Origin of the sequence: Streptococcus sp. OMI870 (genome assembly GCF_047460295.1) — a bacterium.
GTDB lineage: Bacteria > Bacillota > Bacilli > Lactobacillales > Streptococcaceae > Streptococcus.
In genome coordinates, this window is sequence record NZ_JASHGM010000005.1 from 117287 (window position 1) to 143063 (window position 25777).

Genomic DNA, 25777 nt, shown 5'->3' on the forward strand with positions numbered 1-25777 from the left:
CTACTTCGTCCTTTCCATGTTAGGAGAAAAATGACACAATCAATTTATATTGTTGGTTCCAAAGGAATTCCAGCAAAATATGGTGGTTTTGAAACCTTTGTTGAGAAATTGACAGAATTCCAACAAGACAAAGATATCCAGTATTATGTAGCTTGTATGCGGGAGAATTCAGCAAAATCAGGGATTACAGCTGATACTTTCGAGCATAATGGAGCAATCTGTTACAATATTGACGTCCCTAATATCGGTCCTGCGCGTGCCATTGCTTATGATATTGCGGCTCTCAATAAGGCTATTGAAATGGCTAAAGAAAATAAGGATCAAGCTCCTATCTTTTATGTTTTAGCTTGTCGAATTGGTCCCTTTATTTCAAGAATTAAAAAGAAAATCAAGGCGATCGGTGGGGCCCTCATGGTCAATCCAGATGGTCATGAATGGCTTCGTGCGAAATGGAGTCTCCCAGTCCGTAAGTACTGGAAGTTTTCTGAACAACTCATGGTTAAACATGCCGACCTGTTAATCTGCGATAGCAAGAATATTGAGGCTTATATTCAAAAGGACTATGCTAAGTATCAACCACAGACGACCTATATTGCCTATGGAACGGATACAAGCAAGTCTATCCTGAGTAAAGAAGACGAGAAAGTAGGGACTTGGTTTGCGGACAAGCAAGTCTCCGAAGGAAACTACTATCTTGTCGTGGGACGTTTTGTACCTGAGAATAACTATGAGGCTATGATTCGTGGCTTTATGCAGTCAAACTCCAAAAAAGATTTTGTCCTGATTACCAATGTAGAGCAAAACAAGTTCTATGAACAGTTGCGCAAGGATACAGGATTTGATCAAGATCCTAGAGTTAAGTTTGTTGGGACTGTCTATGATCAAGAATTGCTTAAATACATTCGTGAGAATGCTTTTGCTTATTTCCATGGTCATGAGGTAGGCGGGACCAATCCCTCACTTCTTGAGGCGCTTGAGTCTACCAAACTTAACCTCTTGTTAGATGTTGGTTTCAACCGAGAAGTGGGAGAAGATGGGGCGCTTTATTGGAAGAAAGACCAACTAGCACATGTCATTGATCAAGCTGAACAATTGGACGCTCAAGCCATTGCAGACCTTAATGAGAAATCAAGCCGACGGATCGCAGAAGCCTTCACTTGGGAAAAGATTGTCACAGACTACGAGAAAGTATTTAAAGGTTAGAAATGCAGAAAATATTATATCTCCATGCTGGTGCCGAAATGTATGGTGCTGACAAGGTGTTGTTGGAGCTTATTAAGGGTTTGGATAAAGATGCTTTTGAGGCACATGTTATCTTACCCAATGATGGCATCTTAGTTGGTGCATTGGAAGAGGTCGGTGCTAAGGTTAAAGTCATCGACTATCCAATCTTGCGTCGCAAATATTTTAATCCAAAAGGAATCCTTGAGTACTTTAGCTCTTATAACCGTTACTCCAAACAAATTGCCCAATATGCTAAGGAGTATGGGATTACTCTCATTCACAACAATACGACTGCGGTACTGGAAGGAATTTACCTCAAGCGGAAGTTAAAACTTCCTTTGATTTGGCATGTACATGAAATTATCGTCAAACCAAAAGCAATCTCAGATTTCATCAACTTTTTGATGGGACGTTATGCTGATACGATTGTGACGGTTTCAAATGCTGTAGCAAACCACGTCAAGCAGTCTCGCCATGTGAAAGACGATCAGGTTCAAGTTGTCTATAATGGGGTCGACAATGCCGTCTATCATGAAATCGATGCTAGCTCTGTCCGTGACCAATTTGGGATCGCACAGGATGTCTTGGTTATTGGAATGGTTGGTCGAGTGAATGCTTGGAAAGGGCAAGGAGACTTCCTAGAAGCTGTGACACCAATCTTAGAGTCTAATCCCAAAGCAGTAGCCTTTTTAGCAGGGAGTGCTTTTGAGGGGGAAGAGTGGCGCGTGGATGAGTTGGAAAAAGCTATCTCAGACTCTCCAGCAGCTAGCCAAATCAAGCGAATTGACTATTATAGCAAGACGACAGAACTCTATAATATGTTTGATATCTTTGTCTTGCCAAGTACCAATCCAGATCCATTACCAACAGTCGTCCTAGAAGCCATGGCTTGTGGTAAACCTGTATTGGGTTACCGTCATGGCGGTGTCTGTGAGATGGTCAAGGAAGACGAAAACGGTCTTCTTGCTACACCAAATCAGCCTGCAGAATTGTCTAAGGCTATCCAAGAATTAGCAGAGAACAGCGAGAAGAGAGAGCAATTTGGTGAAGCATCTGTCAAACGCCAAAAAGAACTCTTTTCATTACAAAGTTATATTCGGAATTTTTCGGAGTTGTATAAAAAATATAAGTAAATAATATTAAGGAAGTAATATGAATTTTCCAATTGATTTTGTGGTAACTTGGGTCGATGGAAGTGATCCGATTTGGCGAAAAAAGAAAAGTCGGTATGATGGATCAGTAGATACGTCAAAAAAAAGCATGAATTCAGAAAAAGCGTACAGAGATTGGGGCACCTTTAAGTATTGGTTTAGAGGTGTAGAAAAATTTGCTCCGTGGGTAAATAAAGTTTATCTTGTAACTGATAATCAGAAACCAGATTGGTTGGATATAAGTAATGAGAAGTTGGTTATTGTGGATCATAGAGAAATTATTTTTCCAGATTATTTACCAGTCTTTTCTGCAAATCCTATTGAAAGTAACCTTAACAATATCTCAGGACTTTCGGAACAATTTGTGTTTTTTAATGATGATATGTATTTAACTGCTCCAGTTTCTCCATCAGATTTTTTCTCTGAAAATGGTTTACCTAAATACAATACAGCATTATCTCCGATAATTCCTGAGAGATTTGGGACAGGGAATTGTCAGATAAATGATATGGAAATAATAACTAGCTATTTCAGTAGAAATGAAATTTTGAAGAATGGGCAATTCTTTAATCCTAAGCAGGGATTGAAAAATATTGTTAAGTCATTACTATACAGAAACAGTCAATTTATCTGTGGCTTCTGGGAAAGTCATCTGCCCTATCCACTATTAAAGTCAACTATGGATTTGGTATGGGAAAAGGAAAAAGCTATCTTGGAAAAAACCTCGGCTAGTCGCTTCAGAAATCCTTCTGATACTAATATTTGGCTCTTTAAGTATTGGCAGATTGCTAGCGGTCAATATGCTATCGGAAATCCCAAGTTAGGGGGACTCTTTTCTTTGGATAATGCCGGATCAGAATTTTGGGACTTATTAAATTCTGGGAAATACCAAATTATGTGTATCAATGATGGATTTAACGTCCAAGATGAGGAGCAGGTGATGAAGGAATTTATTACTACACTGGAAAAGTTGTTACCTGAAAAAAGTAGTTTTGAATTATTGTAAAGAAAGTGAGAAAGAATGAAATCAGTTTGTGCATTGGTAGTAACCTACAATCGCTCAAAATATCTTCAAAAGGCATTAGAGGGTATTTTAAATCAACAACAAAAAGTTTCTGGTGTATTAATTTTTAATAACAATGCTACAGATGATACGGAAGAGACACTTATTGATTTAGGATACATTGACGCAAAAAGCGATGAAATAGTAGAAAATCATCTGTATGAAACTGAAAAGGACGGAAGACGCTTTTATTATTATCATAATCATGAAAATCTTGGAGGTGCTGGGGGATTTGCTAATGGCATTAAGTTGATCTCTAAACTTGACTACGATTATGTTTGGATCATGGATGATGACGTCTACCCAGAACCTGATTGCTTGGGTAAAATTATGGAACAAATGGCTTTACAAAATGTTCAAGTGGGTATTCCTAATCGAACAGATGAGAATTTTGACGATCGAGCTATTACTAATTTTGATTTTGACGATCACCATAAATTTTGGACAGAGTTGAGAAAGACGGTAACATATGGACCGTTCAATGAAGATGCGATAAAAGTCGTTGATATGCCATTTGAAGGTCCTGTTGTTAAAATGTCGTTGCTTCGAAAAGTTGGTATTCCTGACAGTGGTTTTTTCATTGAGTATGATGATTCAGATTTTGCACAACGCCTTCAGCAGTATTCAGAAATTGTGTTTGCTACTAAAGCACAATTACATCGTCAACTTGCAGTAAAGGTAGATCCAAGTGTTATTAAACAGGAAGAACCTTATAATTGGCGAAACTATTATAAGATTCGAAATAATATTATTTTTGACAAGCGTTATGGAAAAAATTGGAAAGTTCGTCAATTAAGTCCACTGATACTAATTGCTCATCATCTTGTGCTTGCTATTCGCCATCGACATTTAAAACAGAACTTCCCGATTATTTGGAAAGGTTTTTGGGATGGGATTTTTCAACGTATGGGGAAACGAGTAGATCCTAATTATTAATAAGGAGTAAAAAATGTCTAAATTACTGTTGAGCTTTATTATGCCAACTTTTAACTCTTCAGAATACTTGTCAAAAACGATGGATAGTTTAATTGCTTCAATTGGTCAACACAGTAGTTCTGTGGAAATAATCTGTGTGGATGATGGTTCAACTGATAGTACTGTTGCTATATTGGAAGAATATAAATCTGTTTTTGATAATTTGACTATTATACGAAATAACCATGGTGGTGTAAGTCAAGCTAGAAACACTGCATTAGATGTGGTATCTGGGACATTTATCAGCTTTGTTGATAGTGATGATTTTTTTGAAGAGAATTTTTTAGATATTTTTTTAAGTATCGAGGAAAATTTTGATATCTTATTTACAGATGTTAAATATTTGGATAGAAATCTATATATACCAAGAATTTCTTTTGAAAAGAAAATCAATGTTTTTAAAAATTCGTTACGAATTGGTGAATATGGCATTGAACCTGGAGTAGCAGGAAAGTTCTTTAGAACAGAGGTAGTTAATAAAAATAGGATAAGATTCAATACAGAGTTATCTGTAAGTGAAGATGTGCTATTTAATTTTAACTTTATTACTTATGCAGATAATGTACTACTTAGTTCAGAAAAATTTTATACTGTAACAGGTACGCATAGTTTAATGTTCTATAACGAAAAAAATCTAGCTGGTCAAGTAGAATTTGTGAATCAGGTAAGAAAAATATTATCTATCTATCCTGATAATTCTGATAAACAATTACTAGAGGATAAGTTCATCATAAATGCGATGACTATTTTTATTGATCGTTACTTTGGACCACTTTGGTTAAATGGAACCTACTCTTTAAATAAAGCGTCAAAATTGATGAAAACTACAATAGAAGATAATAAATTTTCAAAGGCTTTTAATAGTAGTAGACTAGATTATTCCATTGGACATCGTTATGTTGTATTTAGAAAGTTGTTGAAATTCAAACAATATAAGTTATGCCTAATATATAATCGAATAATGGATAAAATTAAAGGATATGAGAGATTTAGGAAAGATTGATTAGTGTATTATTTCTAAATTCTTATAAAGTCAACATATATGACTGATCTTATTACTATTTATCTTACGTTTAAATTATTTTGATTTCCTCTAATACAAGAATCGAAAGGTATGGAAAGTACTTGTGAATAACAATCGTTTTATCTCAGAAAAAATTTATTTATTTATCTTGTTTATATGGGTTGTTGTCGCTTCATTAGTCACAACCACTTATTTTGTTCGATTAGATGGTTTTCTATCGCTTTATCGTTTACTCCTTTACTTTACAATTAGTATGCTGTTGATAAAGGAGTTGATGAACTTTCCGAAAACGCTATATTACTTTAGATTTCATTGGGAACAATTATTAATAGTAACAGCATTTTTTATTGCAATGTTTATAGTTGCAAAAAATCGCGATGGATTGTTAGATATAAATGTGTTGCTTCTTGTTTTTTCCGCTAGAGATATTGATTTTAGGAAATTATTAGGAACTTTTTCTGTGGCGACATTCCTGGTGCTTTGTTTGACAATTTATGCCAGTCAAAAAGGTATGATTGCCAATATGTTTATGAATGCAGATGGTGGCTACCGTTTTAGTCTAGGATTTAACTATGTATCATTTGCATCACAGAGACTGTTCTTTGCCTTGTGTACTTATCTAATGTTTCGGGGGAAAAGAATTTCGTACCTTGAATTGTTGGCCTTACTCTTAGCTACGATTTATATGCACCAACAAACTTCGACATCCAGTCCATTTTACTTAAGCATTTTGATACTAACCTATGCCTTATTGAGTATTAAAATCTTTAAAAAAGAGTTTATCATTGGAAATTTCTGGTCAAAGGCACTTGCGCAGTACGGTTTTATTGTAGCTTTAGCGGTTATCTTGTATTTTTGTTTTTATTCATCTGGCAATTTATTTCACTTAGTCGATCAATTTACGCATAATCGCTTGCGTCTCAGTGTGGATGGTTTCCGAAATTTTGGTGTATCTTGGTTAGGGCAACCAATTTCCTTTACAACTCTTGATATGTTTGGAAATTTCACTAGTAATTACAATTATATTGATAGCTCTTTTGTTCAATTATTGGTTATTGATGGCTTGATTGTCAGTGCCTTCATGTTGTTTGCTCTTACTAAAGTTATGAAATATTTCATATCCATTCAAAAAGATATCGTACTGGCTTGCCTAGGAATTATGATTATCCATGGAATGTTTGATCCTCAGATGTTGGTTCTTCGCTACTCTCCATTAATTTTGTTCATCAGTCGATTGTTTATTATGAATCCAGATAATAAAATTGAATAAAAAGAGTTAAGTCCAGTTAAAAAGAAAGATTAAGACGAGTTACATCCTTATGAAAGTTCTTAAAAATTACGCCTATAATCTCTCCTACCAGTTGCTAGTGATTATTCTACCGATTATCACCACACCTTATGTGACACGGGTTTTTAGTTCAGATGACTTAGGGACTTACGGCTATTTCAACTCCATTGTCACCTACTTTATCCTTTTAGCGACCCTAGGAGTAGCCAATTATGGAACCAAGGAGATCTCAGGACACCGCAAGGACCTCCAAAAGAATTTCTGGGGGATTTATACTCTCCAGTTAGGCGCGACCTTTGTCTCCATTTTACTCTATCTCTTGCTTTGCTTGGCGCTTCCTTCCATGCAAAATCCTGTTGCCTATATCTTGGGCCTTAGCTTAGTATCAAAAGGGCTCGATATTTCCTGGCTCTTTCAGGGCTTAGAGGACTTTCGCAAGATTACGATTCGGAATATCACGGTCAAACTGGTTGGAGTCATCTCCATCTTCTTGTTTGTTAAGTCTGCTAATGATCTTTATCTTTATGTATTCTTACTAACGATCTTTGAATTATTAGGTCAGCTCAGTATGTGGTTACCCGCCCGTGAATTTATTGGGAAAGCCCATTTTGATACGGCTTATGCACGGGTGCATTTAAAACCGGTCATTCTGCTTTTTTTACCGCAGATTGCTATTTCCCTCTATGTCACCCTTGACCGGACCATGCTGGGGGCTCTCGCCTCTACAAAGGATGTGGGGATTTACGACCAGGCCTTAAAACTGGTCAATATTTTGCTGACCCTAGTGACCTCACTGGGAAGTGTCATGTTGCCTCGGGTATCGAGCCTCTTATCCTCAGGGGACCACAAGGCTGTCAACAAGATGCACCAAATGTCCTTTTTGATTTATAATTTGGTCATTTTCCCGATCATTGCCGGCATGCTGATTGTCAATGATGACTTTGTTCAGTTCTTCCTAGGAAAGGATTTCCAGGATGCGCGTTATGCCATAGCCATCATGATTTTTAGAATGTTCTTTATCGGCTGGACCAATATCATGGGGATTCAAATCCTCATCCCGCATGATAAAAACAAAGAATTTATGATTTCGACCACTGTTCCTGCCATTATCAGTGTCGGGTTGAATTTGCTCTTCTTGCCTCATTTTGGTTTTATCGGTGCAGCCATTGTTTCGGTTTTAACAGAATCCTTGGTCTGGGGAATTCAATTGTACTATACCCGTCATTACCTCAAGGAAGTACCGATTCTTGGGGCTATGGCAAAAATTATTCTCGCTTCTGCTATAATGTATGGCTTGTTGCTAAGTGCAAAACCATTCTTGCATTTTTCACCTACTTTAAATGTTCTTGTGTATGCAGTGCTTGGTGGCCTCATTTACCTGCTTGCTATTCTAGTTCTGAAAGTGCTAGATGTGAAAGAGTTAAAACAAATAATAGGAAAACAATCGAAATGAAGAAAATACGGAATACGAACCTAGATTTACTTAAAATTATGGCTTGTGTAGGAGTTGTTCTACTCCATACCACAATGCCAGGATTTAAAGAAACTGGATCTTGGAATTACTTAACATATTTATATTACTTAGGTACCTATTCAATTCCGCTATTTTTTATGGTAAATGGCTATTTATTATTGGGAAAAAATGAAATAAGCTATTCATATATCCTGCAAAAAATAAAATGGATTCTTGTAACCGTATCGACATGGACTTTAATCATTTGGATTTATAAGAGGGATTTTCCAGAAAACCCAATAAAAAAAGTTTTGGGTTCTTTGTTACAAAGAGGTTATTTTTTCCAGTTTTGGTTTTTTGGTGCTTTAATCCTTATTTACTTGTGTCTACCAATTTTGAAAAAATTTCTAAAATCAAAAAATCGGTATTTGTTGATTCTTTCTGTACTGGTAATTATCGGTTTGATTTTTGAGCTGACAAATATTTTACTTCAAATGCCAGTGCAAGTTTATGTTATACAGACATTTCGATTATGGACCTGGTTTTTCTATTATATTTTAGGTGGATTTCTAGCACAATTTAACTTGGATACTCTTAAAAAGTGTTATAGAAGTTGGATGAAAGTAATCACCGTAGTTTTGCTATTTGCTTCACCATTAATTTTATTTATGTTAGCGAAAAATATTCACCATAATTTTTTTGCTGAATATTTTTATGATAGTATTTTTGTGAAAGTTATAAGTTTAGGGACTTTTTTGACGGTGCTGACGTTTGATTTAAATACAGATAAAAACAGATGGATAATCTATCTTTCTAATCAAACTATGGGTGTTTTCATTATACATACATATGTTATGAAAGTGTGGGAGAAATCAGTTGGATTTAGTTTTGCAGGAGCACATTTGCTTTTTCTCATCTTCACATTGAGTGTAAGTTTTATTGTGGTTAGAATATTAATGAAAATCCCTTATTTCAATCGAATAGTTAAATTATAAATTATTAATAGGAGACAACTATGTACGACTATCTGATCGTTGGTGCTGGTTTATCGGGGGCAATTTTTGCTCATGAGGCAACCAAGCGTGGCAAAAAAGTAAAAGTGATTGACAAGCGTAATCACATTGGCGGAAATATTTACTGTGAAAATGTTGAAGGAATCAATGTTCACAAGTACGGTGCCCACATTTTCCATACCTCAAACAAAAAAGTTTGGGATTATGTCAACCAATTTGCTGAATTTAACAACTATATTAACTCACCAGTAGCTAACTACAAGGAGAGCCTTTACAATCTTCCTTTTAACATGAATACCTTCTACGCAATGTGGGGAACTAAGACTCCTCAAGAAGTCAAGGACAAGATTGCCCAGCAAACAGCTGACATGAAAGATGTTGAGCCTAAAAACTTGGAAGAACAAGCTATCAAGTTGATTGGTCCAGATATCTATGAAAAGTTGATCAAAGGATACACGGAAAAACAATGGGGACGTTCTGCAACAGACCTTCCACCATTTATCATTAAACGTCTTCCAGTTCGCTTGACCTTCGATAATAACTACTTTAACGACCGTTACCAAGGGATTCCAATTGGTGGTTACAACGTCATCATTGAAAACATGCTGGGCGATGTAGAAGTAGAACTTGGGGTTGATTTTTTTGCCAATCGTGAAGAACTGGAAAGCTCTGCTGAAAAAGTTGTCTTTACAGGGATGATTGACCAGTATTTCAACTACAAACATGGGGAGTTGGAATACCGCAGTCTTCGATTCGAACATGAAGTCTTGGATGAGGAAAACCATCAAGGCAATGCAGTGGTCAACTATACTGAGCGTGAAATTCCATATACTCGGATCATTGAGCATAAGCACTTCGAGTATGGTACCCAACCAAAGACAGTCATCACCCGTGAGTACCCAGCTGATTGGAAACGTGGAGATGAACCTTACTACCCAATCAATGATGAAAAGAACAACGCCATGTTTGCCAAGTATCAAGAAGAAGCAGTCAAAAACGATAAAGTTATCTTCTGTGGACGTCTAGCAGACTATAAATACTACGACATGCACGTGGTCATTGAGCGAGTTTTGGAAGTTGTTGAGAAAGAATTTGTATAAAGTTAATGATAAGAAGCTATCTTTGCTTCTTTTTTCGTGTTTCAAAAGATATCACTAATTTTAAAAATTTGCCTCATAAAACTTTTCATCGCTGAAACCGTGTGGTAAAATGATTAACGTATAAAATTTGTATAAAGGGAAGTTTATATGAAAAAGAAAGATCTTATTTTTTATGCCGGAGCGGCAGTCTTGATGGCTGTATCTGCTCAGGGAGTCAATGCAGATGAGCTGGTTTCAAAAGAAGTCGCTACTACTGAAGGCAACCAAGTCCAAGCTGAAACAGCGCCAGAAGTAGCAACTACTGAAAAGTCAGTCGCACCAGTCGCAAGCAACTACGCAGCACCAGCAAATGTGACTGAACAGCCTGTAGCTTCTGCAAGTAGCACCACTGCTACAGATAATCGTACACCATCTTTAGAGAAAGCTACAGAAATAGCGCCTACTGAGAAGACAGAAGAAAATCCTCTTCCGTCTGATGTAGGAAGCACCACCTTCTTTAATACAGGTGCTCACGCTCCAGCTGGTCGTTCAACAGATGTGGCGGTTCAGCCAAAATCATTCGTTGATGTGAGTAGCCACAACGGAGACATTAGTATTGGAGACTACCGCACCTTAGCTAATAAGGGCGTGGGTGGTGTCGTTGTCAAATTGACAGAAGATACTTGGTACAAGAACCCGAATGCGGAGAACCAAATTCGCAATGCGCAAGCAGCTGGTCTGCAAGTATCGACCTACCACTTCTCTCGCTATACTTCTGAAGAAGCAGCGCGTGCAGAAGCACGGTTTTATATTGCAGCGGCGCAACGCTTGAATCTTCCAAAGAACACCCTCATGGTCAATGACTTTGAGGATGCTAAGATGCAACCAAACATTAACCGCAACACCCAAGCTTGGGTAGATGAAATGCGTAAAAATGGCTACACCAATTTGATGTTCTACACCAGTGCTAGCTGGTTGGATGAAAACAATCTTCGCAAAAAAGGTCCAGTCAACACCGCTCAATTTGGCCTTCAAAATTTCTGGGTTGCCCAATACCCTTCTCCAAAACTATCTGTAAATGATGCGAAAAGTTTGCGTTACAATGGAAAAGCGGGAGCATGGCAGTTCACTTCTCAAGCGGAATTGCTTCCAGGCAAACACCTCTTTGACCACAGTGTGGACTATACAGGTCGCTTTACAGCAAACGCAAAACCTGTAGCTGACCCGACAGTAGGAAATTTAAGTGGAAAGATCAGCATTTCCAATAACGATACCATGGCCGGTCGCTTTGATGTCGTGATCTCAAATGTCAAAGCACCAAATGGAGTTCGAACAGTTTCTGTACCGGTCTGGTCAGAAACAGGTGGTCAAGATGACCTTGTTTGGTATACAGCCAATCGGCAAGCAAATGGAACCTATACTGTCAATGTAAAAGCGTCGGACCATAAAAACTCAACAGGTCTTTACAATGTCCACCTTTACTATGTTCAAAACAATGGGCAATTGACAGGTGTGGGTGGAACCACGACAAATGTTTATATTGGAAAACGACCAGAGGATTTAAAACCAAGTGGTACGTTAAGAATTGAGAACAATAATTCAGAGACAGGCACCTTTGATGCGGTTGTTCGGGATGTAGTATCCCCAAATGGTTTGAAAGAAGTTTTAGTTCCTACTTGGTCTAACCAAAATGGTCAGGATGATCTAGTCTGGCATAAAGCAATTCGCCAAAGTGATGGAAGCTACCGAGCTACCATTAAAGTGAGCGATCATAAGAACGATAGTGGAAAATACAATGTTCATGTACATTTTGTAGATGACAATAATCGTCGACGTTATGTGACAGAGACAGTTACAGAAGTTAAACAAATTAATCAAATTAAACCAAGTGGCACGCTAACAATTGAGAATAATAATTCTGAAACAGGCACGTTTGACGCAGTTATTCGTAATGTTGTTGCACCAAATGGCTTGAAAGAAGTCTTGATCCCAACCTGGTCCGACAAGAACTGGCAAGATGATATAGTATGGCATAAAGCGGTCCGTCAAAGTGATGGCAGCTACCGTGCAACGATAAAAGCGAGTGATCATAAGAATGACACAGGTAAATATAATGTCCATGTACATTATATCGATGAAAACAATCATCGAAGTTATGTGACAGAGACAGTTACAGATGTTAAACAAATTAATCAGATTAAACCAAGTGGTACGTTAACGATTGAGAATAATAATTCTGAGACAGGCACCTTTGATGCAGTTATTCGCAATGTAGTAGCTCCAAATGGCTTGAAAGAAATCTTGGTTCCAACTTGGTCAGACAAGAACTGGCAGGATGATATAGTATGGCATAAAGCGGTCCGTCAAAGTGATGGCAGCTATCGTGCAACCATCAAAGCCTCAGATCATAAAAATGAAGATGGTAAGTACAATATCCATGTCCACTATGTGGATCAAAATAACCAACGAAACTACATCACAGAAACCACAGCAGAAGTGCGTCAAGCCCGTCGTTCTGGTACAATCTTGATTCAAAACAACAATAAGGATACAGGTACCTTTGATGTCATCATCAAGGATGTATATAGCCCTAAAGGGGTGCGGACTGTACAAGTTCCTACTTGGTCTGATAAGGACGGCCAAGACGACATCCGCTGGTATGAGGCGGCTCGCCAATCAAATGGAGACTACAAGGTATCTGTAAAAGCGAGTGACCACAAGAATTCTACTGGCAAGTACCATATCCACCTCTACTACATCCAAAATGATGGTTCTCGTGTAGGTGTTGGTACCACGACCACAGACGTGGAATTCCGAAACGCCATGACCAAGACGCAAGCTTCTATCAAGAATGTCAATGCAACGAACGGGACTTATACAGTAGCTGTAGATCAAGCACCTCAGGGACGTCAGATTAAGAATATTCGTGTCGCAGCTTGGTCTAAAGCTCATCAAGAAAATCTATACTGGTACTCTGCAACACCGTCAGGTATGCATACAGAGATCACAGTCTCTGCCAATAATCACGGTAATGAAGCGGGCAACTATACGACTCACGTCTATGTGGACTACAAAGATGGGGGAGTTGAAGGTTTTAACCTGGGTCAGACAGGCTTGTCTCCACGGAATCAAAAAGTGAATCCTAAAACGACCTACTATTCTCAACGAGACCCTCGTTGGGCCGGGAAATATTATGGCATCAGTAATGTCGATCAGTCAGGCTGTGTACCGACCTCTCTTGCCATGACCTTTACGGATATCCTTGGAAGAACGATTCTGCCAACAACAGTGGCTGATTATCTTTACAACAATACTGATTCATTTAATAAAGGTGAGGTAGGAACAGATGCAGATGGGATTGTATCTGCTACTCGTAACTGGGGCTTGAAGAGTCAGTTGGTTAACGGGGCTGGAGGCATTGCAGAAGCCCTCATGGCTGGCAAGCATGTACTTGCTGCGGTAGGCAATAGCCAATTTACTAGCGATCCTTATACCCATGAATTGGTCTTGCATGGCTATGATAATGGTAGAACATATGTACGCGATCCATATAATAGCGGAAACAACGGCTGGTATTCGATCAATTATCTTCACTCCATTAAGAGTAAAGACCCAATGGATAACAAGCTCGGAGCACCTTTCTTCTCTATTTTTGCATAAGCATATTGAAGGCCGATCCGGCCTTCTTTTTTCTTTAGATTAAGTATGAAATCTTCTAATGAAGTTGTTTCGTGATCTGACGGTTTGTGCTATAATACTACTATGTGGGTAGAATCCGTATAAAAAAATGTAAGGGAAGTTAAATGAAAAAGAAAGATTTTATTTTTTATGCTGGGACAGCAGCTTTGTTGGCCTTTTCGACACAACAGGTCAAGGCAGATGAGCAAGTCGCAGCCGATCAAACGTCAGAAAATACTTCAGCTGTCGTATTGAAAACAACAACGGTATCAGAAACTCAGAATATTGCAACCGACGGGGTGAAAACTGATCAAGCAGTTCAGACAGAAAAACCTGTTGTAACAGAGACAGCACCTGTCACACCGACTGTTGGCAATAACCTGTCTTTTGACAAGGGCACTAGTGACAAGGTTGCATCAGAGCATCCAGTACCTGCTGTGGTAGCTAGTCGCGCTCCCTACGGCGCACGGGCACGAGTGGTAGAAATAGAAAATAATAGTTTGCCAGTTGAAGAAGTAGAGAAACCAAGTGGCACTGTAACGATAGAGAACAATAATACCAAGACAGGCACCTTTGATGCAGTAATTCGTAATGTAGTATCTCCAAATGGTTTGAAAGAAGTCTTGATTCCAACCTGGTCAGACAAGAACTGGCAAGATGATCTTGTTTGGCACAAAGCAGTTCTTGAAAATGATGGAAGCTATCGTGCGACCATCAAAGCCTCAGATCATAAAAATGATGATGGCAAATACCATGTCCATGTTTACTATGTAGATCAAAATAACAAACGGAGTTATATCACAGAAACCACTGCAGAAGTACACCACGTAAAACCAAGTGGCACTATAACAATTGAGAACAACAATACTGTAACAGGTACCTTTGATGCAGTAATTCGTAATGTAGTAGCACCAAATGGATTGAAAGAAGTCTTGATTCCGACATGGTCAGACAAAAACTGGCAAGATGACCTGGTATGGCATAAAGCAGTTCTTCAAAGCGACGGCAGCTACCGCGCAACGATTAAAGCCTCAGATCATAAAAATGTGGATGGTAAATACCATGTCCATGTTTACTATGTAGATCAAGCTGACAAACGGAGCTATATCACAGAAACTACTACAGAAGTGCACCACGTAAAACCAAGTGGTACGTTGACTATTGAGAACAATAATACCGAGACAGGTACCTTCGATGCAGTAATTCGTAATGTAGTAGCACCAAATGGATTGAAAGAAGTCTTGATTCCGACATGGTCAGATAAGAACTGGCAAGATGACCTGGTATGGCATAAAGCAGTTCTTCAAAGCGATGGTAGCTATCGTGCGACCATCAAAGTCTCAGATCATAAAAATGATGATGGTAAATACAATATCCATGTCTACTATGTAGATCAAAATAACAAACGGAGTTATATCACAGAAACCACTACAGAAGTGCGCCACGTAAAACCAAGTGGCACTGTAACGATAGAGAATAACAACACTGTAACAGGTACCTTTGACGCAGTAATTCGTAATGTTGTTGCACCAAAAGGTTTGAAAGAAGTTCTGGTGCCAACCTGGTCAGATCCAAACGGACCGGATGATCTTGTTTGGCATAAAGCAGTTCGCCAAAGCGATGGTAGTTACCGTGCGACCATCAAAGCCTCAGATCATAAAAATGTAGAAGGCAAATACCATGTCCATGTTTATTACGTGGATCAAACTAACCAACGAAACTATATTACAGAAACTACAGCAGAAGTCCGTCAAGCCCGACGTTCTGGTACAATTGTAATCCAAAACAACAACAAGGATACAGGTACCTTTGACGTCATTATTAAGGATGTATATAGCCCTAAAGGTGTGCGGACCGTTCAAGTTCCAACTTGGTCGGATAAGGACGGCCAAGACGATATCCGCTGGTATGAAGCGACTCGTCAAGCGAACGGAGACTACAAGGTATCTGTCAAAGCGAGTGATCACAAGAACTCCACTGGTAAATACCATGTTCATCTTTACTACATCCAAAATGATGGCTCTCGTGTAGGGGCTGGTACGACAACTACAGAAGTTGAATTTAGAAATATGACGACCAAGACCCAAACAGGGATCAAGAATGTTAATTCTGGTGCGGGAACCTTTACGGTAACGGTGGACCAAGCACCTAAGGGACGTCGGATCAAGAACATCCGTGTTGCAGCCTGGTCTCAAGCACATCAGGAAAACCTCTTCTGGTATACAACAGCCCCTTCTGGAACGCATACAGAAGTACAAGTCTCTGCAGCGAATCACCAGTACCAGAAAGGGAATTACACCACTCACGTCTATGTGGACTATGTGGATGGTGGCGTTGAAGGTTTTAACCTGGGTCAAACAACCCTTCATCCTCGTGAGACAGTTGGTCAAACGGCTTTCACTCCTCGTGTTACGAATGGACAACGGGACCGTGTCTTACGGGCTGCAGCCAATTTAGTTGGTGTTCGTGGCGGAACTGCAGCTCACCATCAATTGGTCAATGATTACAACAGTGTCAAACCACTTCCTGTAGGTTATACCGTGAAGACGACCGATGATTGGTGTGATATCTTTGTCACAACGGTCTTCCAACGCGAGGGCTTGAGTGGTTTGATTGGCCGTGAATGTGGGGTTGAACGTCATATTCAGATTTTCAAACGTTTGGGCATTTGGAATGAAGATGGGACCACTACACCAAAAGCAGGGGACATTATCACCTTTAACTGGGATCAAAATAGCCAGCAAAATAATGGATTTGCGGATCACATCGGAATTGTTGAGAGCGTCTCAAATGGGATCATTCATACCATTGAAGGAAACTCCAACAACCAAGTGCGTCGCAATACGTATCGGATTGGACATGGCAATATTCGTGGATTTGCAAGTCCTCGTTATCGATAACAAAGAAAAGAAGCCATAGGCTTCTTTTTTTCACGCTTTCAACCCCTTTTCAAAACTCTTGGAAGGGGCTTCGACTTGTATGGTTTCAAGCGTCAGTGGATTGGTAAAGGTCAAGCGGTGGGCATGGAGCATGAGTCTTTCTCCGCGTTCAGGGTTATAGAGAGGATCCCCGATAATGGGGTGCCCATGATGGGAGAGATGAACCCGGATCTGATGGGTACGACCGGTCTTGAGTTGGCATTTGACCAGGCTGTTTCGCCCGATTTTTTTCAATTGCGTCACCTGGGTTTCTGCATACTGACCCTTACGCGGATCGACTAAGCGCTTGCGCCGATCGTGGCGATCGCGTCCGATTTTATCCTTGAAGACCATCGTTTTTTGCCTTAAGCTACCTTGAATCAATGCCCAGTATTCGCGTTGGATTTTTTTGTCTTCCAAAATGCGGTTGAGAATGGGAAGGATAAAAGGATTCTTGGCAAATAAAATGGCCCCACTGGTTTCTTTGTCTAGGCGGTGGACGACGTAACAGGTGGCTCCGACATAGCTGGAAACATGGTTGAGAAGAGCAATTTCCATCGGCTCATTGGCGTGGGTCTTCATACCTTCGGGCTTATTAACGATGATGACGTGCTCATCCTGATAGAGTTCTTCGACGAGACTGGGGTCTCCTTCTAGGAGCTCTTTTTCAGGGTAATCGTCTGCGTCAAAGATGAGCTGGATCTGATCCCCTTTTTGAACGGTGCTCTGCCAGTTGATGGTCTGCCCATTCACCAAGACGTGTTTTTTGACCCGTAAAAAATGCCGGATCTTACGGGGGATGAGGAAGTAGTCTTCAAGGAGCTCTTTCACAGTCATTTGGGGAAAGGATTGTGGAATGGTAAATTGATAGTTCATGACCCTATTGTAGCAAAATCTAAGCTTAAAGAAAACTAAATGAGAAACAGCGAGGAGCGATCTTTTCTTGCTAGGACAAGGATAAGGTGTTACAATAACAGGTATGAAAAGAATAAAAGAATTATTTGAAAATGCGATCACTTTTTTTAGAAAGGATCATCCGCCCAAAACAGTGGCAGAAGAAGTGCCAGACACTGAGTTACCAGAAGAAGCGGTGGAGACGACCTATAGTCGCTCGGGCAAGCACAGAAGCAAGCCTCTGTCTCAGCACCCCTTCCGTCGTTTCTGGCGTCGTTTCCATTTAACCAAGATTCTCCTGATCATTGGGCTAGGCTTTAGCCTCTTGACAGGGGGCTATCTCTTCTACCTTGCTAAGACAACCAATGTCAAGGATCTGCAGAATGCACTCAAGGCAACCACTATTATCTATGATAAGAATGGGGACCAGGCTGGAAGTTTGACCGGGCAAAAAGGAACCTATGTCGAACTCGATGCCATTAGTGAAAATCTGCAGAATGCCGTAGTGGCCACAGAGGATCGGAGTTTTTACAAGAACAGCGGGATCAACTATGGCCGTTTCTTCTTAGCGATTTTGACCCTGGGTCGCTCAGGTGGAGGATCGACCATCACCCAGCAGCTGGCTAAAAATGCCTTTCTGTCTCAGGACCAGACGGTGGAGCGTAAGGCCAAAGAGTTCTTCTTGGCGCTTGAAATTAATAAAAAATACAGTAAAAAAGAGATCCTCACTATGTACCTCAATAATGCCTATTTTGGAAATGGAGTTTGGGGAATTGAAGATGCCTCTAAGAAGTATTTTGGGGTTTCAGCCAGTCAATTAAGTCTAGATCAGTCAGCGGTTCTAGCAGGCATGCTCAAGGGGCCGGAAATCTATAACCCGCTCTATTCGGTAGAGAATGCGACCAACCGCCGCAATACGGTCCTTCAAAATATGGTAGCGGCTGGCTATATTGACCAGGCAACAGCCGATCAATCTGCTGCTGTTGATATCCATGGCCAGCTAGTCGATGCCTATGAAGGCAAGTCAGAGGACTACCGCTACCCTTCCTATTTTGATGCGGTCATCAATGAAGCGGTCAATAGATATGGCCTGACCGAAGAAGACATTGTCAAAAATGGCTACCGGATCTACACTGAGCTGGATCAAAATTACCAAGCGAGTATGCAGGTGATCTATGACAATACAGCTCTCTTCCCAGTGGCAGAAGATGGCACGCGCGCAGAGTCCGGTAGTGTGGCCCTTGATCCTAAGACTGGCGGGGTTCGGGCTCTCGTAGGTCGTGTCGGTAGCGATGAAAATCCAGGATTCCGTACCTACAACTATGCCACCCAAGCTGCTCGTAGTCCGGGATCGACCATCAAACCTTTAGTGGTCTATAGCCCAGCTGTTGCAGAAGGTTGGTCGACTAATAAGGAACTGGACAATAGTACCACTCAATACGGAAGTTATGAAGTCAATAACTATGCAGGAATCCAGTCGAGCCCAACGGTACCGATGTACCAGGCCTTGGCAGAATCCCTCAACCTTCCAGCTGTTGCGACGGCCAATGATTTGGGTCTCAATACGGTCTTTGAGTACGGAAAAAAATTCGGTCTCAACATGGACAAGGTGGAAAAATCGCTTGCAGTTGCCTTAGGAGCCGGTGTGACAACCAATCCGATGCAGATGGCCCAAGCTTATGGAACCTTTGCCAATGGCGGGGTCATGAATGATGCCCACCTCATTACCAAGATCGAAAATGCTAGTGGTCAGGTGGTCAAGAGCCATAGTCAGAAATCAACCCGGGTGCTTAGTGGATCCGCAACGGATAAGATGACCAATATGATGCTAGGAACCTTCAGTAATGGTACGGGGGTTAACGCTGCACCTTATGGCTATACCATGGCAGGAAAAACCGGTACGACAGAGACCAGCTTTAACAAGGACCTCTCTGGAGACCAATGGGTGATCGGCTACACGCCAGATGTGGTCATCAGTCAATGGCTTGGTTTCCCAACGACCGATGAAGGTCATTACCTGACCGATAGTAGTGCCGGAACGGCGTCAGAGATCTTCCGCAATGTTGCCAACAGCGTCCTGCCTTATACAGACGGTACCCAGTTTGATTCCGTGAAGAACTCTTATGCTGAAAATGGCATTGCTCCAGTTGGAGAAGAAAATACAGAAACAGATACCAAGGAAGACAAAGGATTCTTTGAGGAAGTCAAAGAAAAGGCGTCGAATATGGTCGATGATGCGAAAAAAGCAATCGACGAAGCCGATATTCCAGGAAAAGCGAAAAACGCCTGGGATACCTTCAAGGGCTGGCTTGGTTTCTAATCAAAAAAACGATTCAGAAGAATTTCTGAATCGTTTTTTGCTTAGAGTTCACTATCTGATAAGCTAAAGGTATCGCCGTGTTGCAAATCTCCGTACTGGTAGCCCGGTTTGAACCAGCGCATGCGTTGTTCCGAAGTCCCGTGGGTAAAGCTATCTGGCACCGAGTAGCCATAGGCTTGTTCCTGGAGAGTGTCGTCTCCGACAGCATGGGCTGCATTCATGGCTTCTTCAATATCCCCAATATCTAGGAGGTTTCGGTCTTGAATGGAGCGGGCCCAAACACCTGCTAGATAATCGGCTTGCAACTCGATGCGGACACTGATGGCATTTCGTTCCTTTTCAGAAAGTCCTTGTTGCATACGATGGTATTTGCCAAGGATTCCCAGCTCGTTTTGTACGTGGTGGCCGACTTCGTGGGCGATGACGTAGGCCATGGCAAAGTCCCCGCTAGCCTTGTATTTGGTGGTCAATTCCTTGTAGAAGCTCATATCCAAATAAATTTTCTTATCGGTTGGACAGTAGAAGGGACCAGCTGATGCTTGTCCGACGCCACAGCCTGTCTTTGTCCGTCCAGTATAGAAGACAAGTTTGGGCTCCTGGTAGGTCCGTCCTTCTGCTTGAAAGAGCTTGTGCCAATGATCTTCCGTTGTTCCCAGGACCTTGCTGACGAACTGAGCGTCTGCATCGTCAACATGGGTCTGGTTGGTGCGTGTGACTTGGGTGGACTGGTAAGGCTGGGAGCTTCCATTTCCAAAGAGTCCACCAAGACTAGCTCCTCCCCCACCCAGAAGGAGCATGAGGAGGATAATGACGATCTTGCTCTTGAAGCTTCCAGGTGATAGCAGGATCTGTAAAATGCCCCCGCCAAGGTTGCTATTGCTAGAAGATTGGGAGTAGCTTTGGCCTCGACGATCTTCGATATTTCTACTTTCTTTTAGGTTATCACTTTTCATATTCGTCTCCTTTTGTATTATTTTACCAAAAATGAAGAGAAAACCAGAGTGATAACGCTTTATATTTGCTTTTTTCTTGGTGGGGAGATTTCTAATCTTGTCAAAACGTAGAAAACTTGCTATAATGGGGTGAACGGAGGCGTTATGGCATTAAAAAAAGCAAGTCTAGCGTGTACGGTTTGTGGGTCACGCAATTACTCCATTAAGTTGAGTGGGACGCCAAAACCAACACGTCTAGAAGTCAATAAATTCTGCAAACATTGCAGCAAGTATACCATCCATAAAGAAACACGATAGGAGAGAGTTGTGAAATTCATTAAAGATATTTTCGTCTTACTAAAAGATACAACTTGGCCAAATCGCAAGGAAAGATGGAAAAATTTTATCTCAGTGATTGAGTACACCGCTTTCTTTGTAGCTTTGATTTATTTGTTTGACAAAGTCATTGCACGTGGCCTATTGCACATGATCAATTTCTTTTAAGAAAAGAAGCCAGATGGGACCCTCAGGGTCCCATTTTTTATTGTCTTTTCTAAAAAATAAATCAGCAAACCTATTTGCATTCCTACAAAATGTGGTATAATGAAGCTAGGAAAACGAAAGCCAAGAGGCTTTTTTTAGTATGTTCACAAAAGCTCGAGCAGGCTAAACAGAAAGAAAGGATGCCCAAATGGACAGTTTTGACAAAGGCTGGTTTGTATTACAAACCTACTCAGGATATGAAAACAAAGTAAAAGAGAATCTTTTGCAACGTGCGCAAACCTACAATATGTTAGAAAATATCTTGCGCGTAGAGATTCCAACTCAGACCGTACAAGTTGAGAAAAACGGTAAATCAAAAGAAATCGAAGAAAACCGCTTCCCAGGTTATGTCTTGGTGGAAATGGTCATGACAGATGAAGCTTGGTTTGTCGTTCGGAATACTCCTAACGTTACTGGTTTCGTTGGATCACACGGGAACCGTTCAAAACCAACCCCATTGTTGGAAGAAGAAATCCGCAGCATCTTGCTCTCTATGGGTCAAACCGTGCAAGAGTTTGATCTGGATGTCAAGGTGGGCGATACGGTTCGCATCATCGATGGTGCCTTCACAGACTACACTGGAAAGATCACTGAAATTGATAACAACAAGGTGAAAATGGTCATTTCTATGTTCGGTAACGATACGGTTGCAGAAGTGAATTTGAACCAAATTGCTGAATTGTAAGAAAGAGAGAGTGGGACAGCTTCAACAGTCTGGGAGACTGTTGAAGGTTGCAGATAAAGGAAACATAGTTTCCGTCAACATAGGGCATCTTTGAAGCTTAAAAAGCGAACAAAGACTTAAGGATACTTGCTTCGCAAGTTCTATCCGCCACCTCAAAGCAGTGCTTTGAGCACTCAACCACTGCGTCTTGCTCTACAATCCAAAGACAATTAAGAGGCTAGGACTTTTGTCCCAGCCTCTTTGTCTGGATCGTTATTGATTTTTATCTAGGCCAGTGATTTTTTTTAACTGCTTGGTTTCTGCAGCAGACGTGACATTGAAGATCTTGTCTCCTTGTGTAGAGAAGCTAGATTCATCCCCATTGCTATCTTTATAGACATAGCTGGTCCCGGATTCAGAACGCATAATGGCATAGGGTTTCCCCAGGCGTTCGAGGGCCGTTTTTGGTGTATCGGATTTGGAAATTCCGCCGGTAGACTGGTGGTTGGCATCGCCCCCTTTTAAACGGAAGGTAATGTCTGTTAGGACACCATTGTTGAAGAAAGCCATGATATCGCCATTGTCTGTTACCCAGACATTGACCCCATCGCCGGGATTCGCACTGTCCGTACTACTTACTGGCTGGCCAAAGGCAGCGACCACGTCATCGAAACTGCTTCTTGCTTTTGGTCCTCCGACCTCTTGTCCATCTTGGGTTCTTAGTACAAAACCAGTTGTAGGATGAAGGTTCTTGAGCTTTTCAAGCTCAGGAATGGACGCAGCTCCAGGTACATATTGGAGAGAAGTCCCGTCATCCGGATCCATGCTGAAGCGATCTGAAAAGTCATCGGACTTGCTACTTTCAGAAGACGTGCTTGTCTCTTTACTCGATGATGTTTTGCTTGAAGATGATTGGACCGACTTTTTGGAACTAGAAGCTGTTTTTGCTGGTTGCGCAGAATTGGCAGGTGAGCAAGCTGCTAGCGTTAAAAGAGAAAGAAGGCCGATTGTATAGAAACGAATGTTTTTCATAAATACCCTTTCAAATGTCATTTGCCTATCAGGCGAGGGTTTTATTATATCAATAATCGATAAATGAGGCAAACGGTAACAAAAAAACCCCTATTGCTAGGGGAATTTTTAAAAGATAAAAGATGATAAAAATTTTATTATCAAGGCGGTAGACGGATTTGAACCGACGATCAAGCTTTTGCAGAGCCGTGCCTTACCACTTGGCTATACCGCCATAACATATAATATTGTAACCTAAAAATCAAGATAGGTCAAGAAAAACTTTTTGTTTCAAATCAATCAAGAAAGAGAGAGGAGAAAAAATCTCTCAAATAGCTTGCGAATTCTAGGGATTTCTGCTATACTTATAGAGTTGTCTAAGACAGCAAATACTCATCTCGGATCCATTGTGGTACCGTTGCCCTTGTGGTCGTGCTGCAAGTTGACGTCTGAGAGAGGAGAAAAAAACAAAAAAGGAGAACTTACTCATGGCAGTAATTTCAATGAAACAACTTCTTGAGGCTGGTGTACACTTTGGTCACCAAACTCGTCGCTGGAACCCTAAGATGGCTAAGTACATCTTCACTGAACGTAACGGAATCCACGTAATCGACTTGCAACAAACTGTAAAATATGCAGACCAAGCATACGACTTCATGCGTGATGCAGCTGCAAACGATGCAGTGATCTTGTTCGTAGGTACTAAGAAACAAGCTGCTGATGCTGTTGCAGAAGAAGCTGTTCGTGCAGGTCAATACTTCATCAACCACCGTTGGTTGGGTGGAACTCTTACTAACTGGGGAACAATCCAAAAACGTATCGCTCGTTTGAAAGAAATCAAACGCATGGAAGAAGATGGAACTTTCGAAGTTCTTCCTAAGAAAGAAGTTGCATTGTTGAACAAACAACGCGCTCGTCTTGAAAAATTCTTGGGCGGTATCGAAGACATGCCTCGTATTCCAGACGTAATGTACGTTGTGGATCCACATAAAGAACAAATCGCTGTTAAAGAAGCGAAGAAATTGGGTATCCCAGTTGTAGCGATGGTCGACACAAACACTGACCCAGATGATATCGATGTTATCATCCCAGCGAACGATGACGCTATCCGCGCTGTTAAATTGATCACTGCGAAAATGGCTGATGCTGTTATCGAAGGTCGTCAAGGTGAAGACAGTGTTGCGACAGTAGAAGCTGAATTGGCAGCGACTGAAGGTCAAGCTGATTCAATCGAAGAAATCGTTGAAGTTGTAGAAGGCGACAACGCTTAATTCTAGTTTATACGTAACGAACCTAAGAGGGCAGGGCTCAGCCCGACCCTCTTATTTTATTAAAAAAATATAGGAGAACAAAAATGGCAGAAATTACAGCTAAGCTTGTAAAAGAATTGCGTGAAAAATCTGGTGCTGGTGTCATGGACGCTAAAAAAGCATTGGTTGAAGTTGATGGTGATATCGAAAAAGCGATCGAATTGCTTCGCGAAAAAGGTATGGCTAAAGCAGCTAAGAAAGCTGACCGTGTTGCCGCTGAAGGTTTGACTGGTGTTTATGTAGACGGAAACGTTGCAGCAGTAGTTGAAGTGAATGCTGAAACTGACTTCGTTGCGAAAAATGCTCAATTCGTTGAATTAGTAAATGCAACAGCGAAAGTCATCGCTGAAGGGAAACCAGCTAGCAACGAAGAAGCTCTTGCTTTGACAATGCCTTCAGGTGAAACTCTTGAAGCAGCATACGTATCTGCAACTGCTACAATCGGTGAAAAGATTTCATTCCGTCGTTTTGCTTTGCTTGAAAAAACAGATGCCCAACACTTCGGTGCTTACCAACACAACGGTGGACGTATCGGTGTTATCTCTGTTGTCGAAGGTGGAGACGAAGCACTTGCTAAACAAATTTCAATGCACATCGCTGCAATGAAACCAACTGTTCTTTCTTACAAAGAATTGGATGAGCAATTCGTGAAAGATGAGTTGGCACAATTGAACCACGTGATCGACCAAGACAACGAAAGCCGTGCAATGGTTGGTAAACCAGCTCTTCCACACTTGAAGTATGGTTCTAAAGCTCAATTGACTGACGAAGTCATTGCTCAAGCTGAAGAAGATATCAAAGCAGAATTAGCAGCAGAAGGCAAACCAGAAAAAATCTGGGATAAGATCATCCCTGGTAAAATGGATCGCTTCATGCTTGACAACACAAAAGTTGACCAAGCATACACTCTTCTTGCACAAGTCTACATCATGGACGACAGCAAGACAGTTGAAGCTTTCCTTGAGTCTGTAAATGCTTCAGTAGTTGAGTTCGCTCGCTTTGAAGTTGGTGAAGGAATCGAAAAAGCAGCTAACGACTTTGAATCAGAAGTTGCAGCTACAATGGCAGCAGCTCTTAACAACTAAGAATATTAAAAAGAGGTTTCGATGGTGAACCGCACCCCAAAAGTTAGACAGAAAAAATCTAACTTTTGGGGTGTTTTTATTATGAAATTGACATATAAGGATAAGGTTCAGATATATGAACTTAGAAAACAAGGGCGAAGCTTCAAAGAGCT

General features: G+C 40.8%; 20 protein-coding genes and 1 tRNA gene. 17 read left to right on the plus strand and 4 right to left on the minus strand.

Going from position 1 to position 25777, the window contains the following annotated elements; all coding sequences use genetic code 11:
• The first annotated feature begins 30 nt into the window (after positions 1–30).
• The 11 genes from cps2T (at position 31) to QM968_RS08950 (ending at position 16848) form a co-directional block, all read left to right on the plus strand.
• On the plus strand, positions 31–1203 hold the full coding sequence (gene cps2T, locus QM968_RS08900) for a beta 1-4 rhamnosyltransferase Cps2T (protein ID WP_414383583.1): 1173 nt from the start codon (positions 31–33) through the stop codon (positions 1201–1203).
• A gap of 2 nt (positions 1204–1205) precedes the next feature.
• Positions 1206–2357 carry a glycosyltransferase family 4 protein gene (locus tag QM968_RS08905; protein WP_009731848.1) on the plus strand — a complete coding sequence of 384 codons (1152 nt, stop codon included), beginning with the start codon at positions 1206–1208 and terminating at the stop codon, positions 2355–2357.
• A gap of 19 nt (positions 2358–2376) precedes the next feature.
• Positions 2377–3381: a Stealth CR1 domain-containing protein gene (locus QM968_RS08910; protein ID WP_414383585.1), complete on the plus strand. Its 1005-nt coding sequence runs from the start codon at positions 2377–2379 to the stop codon at positions 3379–3381.
• Positions 3382–3396: 15 nt separating this feature from the next.
• The gene (locus QM968_RS08915) at positions 3397–4374 is read left to right on the plus strand and encodes a glycosyltransferase family 2 protein (protein WP_009731846.1); all 978 of its coding nucleotides are present in this window, start codon (positions 3397–3399) and stop codon (positions 4372–4374) included.
• Between the two features lie 13 nt (positions 4375–4387).
• A complete protein-coding gene (locus QM968_RS08920) occupies positions 4388–5416 on the plus strand; it encodes a glycosyltransferase family 2 protein (protein ID WP_009731845.1) in 1029 nt (342 codons plus the stop codon).
• A gap of 124 nt (positions 5417–5540) precedes the next feature.
• Positions 5541–6707 carry a polymerase gene (locus QM968_RS08925; RefSeq protein WP_414383588.1) on the plus strand — a complete coding sequence of 389 codons (1167 nt, stop codon included), beginning with the start codon at positions 5541–5543 and terminating at the stop codon, positions 6705–6707.
• Between the two features lie 49 nt (positions 6708–6756).
• Complete coding sequence (locus QM968_RS08930; protein ID WP_414383590.1) at positions 6757–8178, plus strand: flippase; 1422 nt, start codon at positions 6757–6759, stop codon at positions 8176–8178.
• A complete protein-coding gene (locus QM968_RS08935) occupies positions 8175–9173 on the plus strand; it encodes an acyltransferase (RefSeq protein WP_414383592.1) in 999 nt (332 codons plus the stop codon). The genes QM968_RS08930 and QM968_RS08935 overlap by 4 nt, the downstream gene beginning before the upstream one ends.
• 20 nt (positions 9174–9193) lie before the next feature.
• Complete coding sequence (gene glf / locus QM968_RS08940; RefSeq protein WP_414383594.1) at positions 9194–10291, plus strand: UDP-galactopyranose mutase; 1098 nt, start codon at positions 9194–9196, stop codon at positions 10289–10291.
• Between the two features lie 147 nt (positions 10292–10438).
• Positions 10439–13930 (plus strand): GBS Bsp-like repeat-containing protein, encoded by a 3492-nt coding sequence (locus QM968_RS08945; RefSeq protein ID WP_009731840.1) that lies wholly within the window; start codon positions 10439–10441, stop codon positions 13928–13930.
• A 143-nt stretch (positions 13931–14073) separates the two neighbouring features.
• Positions 14074–16848, plus strand: coding sequence for a GBS Bsp-like repeat-containing protein (locus QM968_RS08950; protein ID WP_414383596.1), 2775 nt, complete (start codon positions 14074–14076; stop codon positions 16846–16848).
• Between the two features lie 30 nt (positions 16849–16878).
• On the opposite strand, the gene QM968_RS08955 is transcribed toward QM968_RS08950, so the two are convergent.
• Positions 16879–17742 (minus strand): RluA family pseudouridine synthase, encoded by an 864-nt coding sequence (locus QM968_RS08955; RefSeq protein WP_414383598.1) that lies wholly within the window; start codon positions 17740–17742, stop codon positions 16879–16881.
• 103 nt (positions 17743–17845) lie between these two features.
• Between QM968_RS08955 and pbp2a the strand changes: the two genes are divergently transcribed.
• Complete coding sequence (gene pbp2a, locus QM968_RS08960) at positions 17846–20080, plus strand: penicillin-binding protein PBP2A (protein ID WP_414383600.1); 2235 nt, start codon at positions 17846–17848, stop codon at positions 20078–20080.
• A 41-nt stretch (positions 20081–20121) separates the two neighbouring features.
• Here pbp2a and QM968_RS08965 read toward each other — a convergent pair whose 3' ends face one another.
• The gene (locus QM968_RS08965; RefSeq protein ID WP_414383602.1) at positions 20122–21033 is read right to left on the minus strand and encodes a neutral zinc metallopeptidase; all 912 of its coding nucleotides are present in this window, start codon (positions 21031–21033) and stop codon (positions 20122–20124) included.
• A gap of 144 nt (positions 21034–21177) precedes the next feature.
• Here QM968_RS08965 and rpmG point away from each other — a divergent pair, with 144 nt between their 5' ends.
• The 3 genes from rpmG (at position 21178) to nusG (ending at position 22240) form a co-directional block, all read left to right on the plus strand.
• On the plus strand, positions 21178–21330 hold the full coding sequence (gene rpmG, locus QM968_RS08970; protein WP_003009043.1) for a 50S ribosomal protein L33: 153 nt from the start codon (positions 21178–21180) through the stop codon (positions 21328–21330).
• Between the two features lie 9 nt (positions 21331–21339).
• Entirely contained in the window at positions 21340–21516 is a 177-nt protein-coding gene (gene secE / locus QM968_RS08975) for a preprotein translocase subunit SecE (protein ID WP_003002261.1), read from the plus strand.
• A 187-nt stretch (positions 21517–21703) separates the two neighbouring features.
• The gene (gene nusG / locus QM968_RS08980) at positions 21704–22240 is read left to right on the plus strand and encodes a transcription termination/antitermination protein NusG (RefSeq protein ID WP_009731835.1); all 537 of its coding nucleotides are present in this window, start codon (positions 21704–21706) and stop codon (positions 22238–22240) included.
• Between the two features lie 252 nt (positions 22241–22492).
• Here the strand turns inward: nusG and QM968_RS08985 are convergent, their stop codons facing one another.
• Both QM968_RS08985 and QM968_RS08990 read right to left on the minus strand, forming a co-directional pair.
• On the minus strand, positions 22493–23251 hold the full coding sequence (locus QM968_RS08985; RefSeq protein ID WP_414383604.1) for a hypothetical protein: 759 nt from the start codon (positions 23249–23251) through the stop codon (positions 22493–22495).
• 143 nt (positions 23252–23394) lie between these two features.
• A tRNA-Cys gene (locus QM968_RS08990) sits at positions 23395–23465 on the minus strand.
• Positions 23466–23718: 253 nt separating this feature from the next.
• On the opposite strand from QM968_RS08990, the gene rpsB reads away from it, so the two are divergent.
• Together rpsB and tsf are read left to right on the plus strand one after the other, a co-directional pair.
• Positions 23719–24501 (plus strand): 30S ribosomal protein S2, encoded by a 783-nt coding sequence (gene rpsB / locus QM968_RS08995; RefSeq protein ID WP_003002189.1) that lies wholly within the window; start codon positions 23719–23721, stop codon positions 24499–24501.
• Between the two features lie 83 nt (positions 24502–24584).
• Complete coding sequence (tsf, locus tag QM968_RS09000) at positions 24585–25625, plus strand: translation elongation factor Ts (protein ID WP_414383606.1); 1041 nt, start codon at positions 24585–24587, stop codon at positions 25623–25625.
• Positions 25626–25777 lie beyond the last annotated feature (152 nt).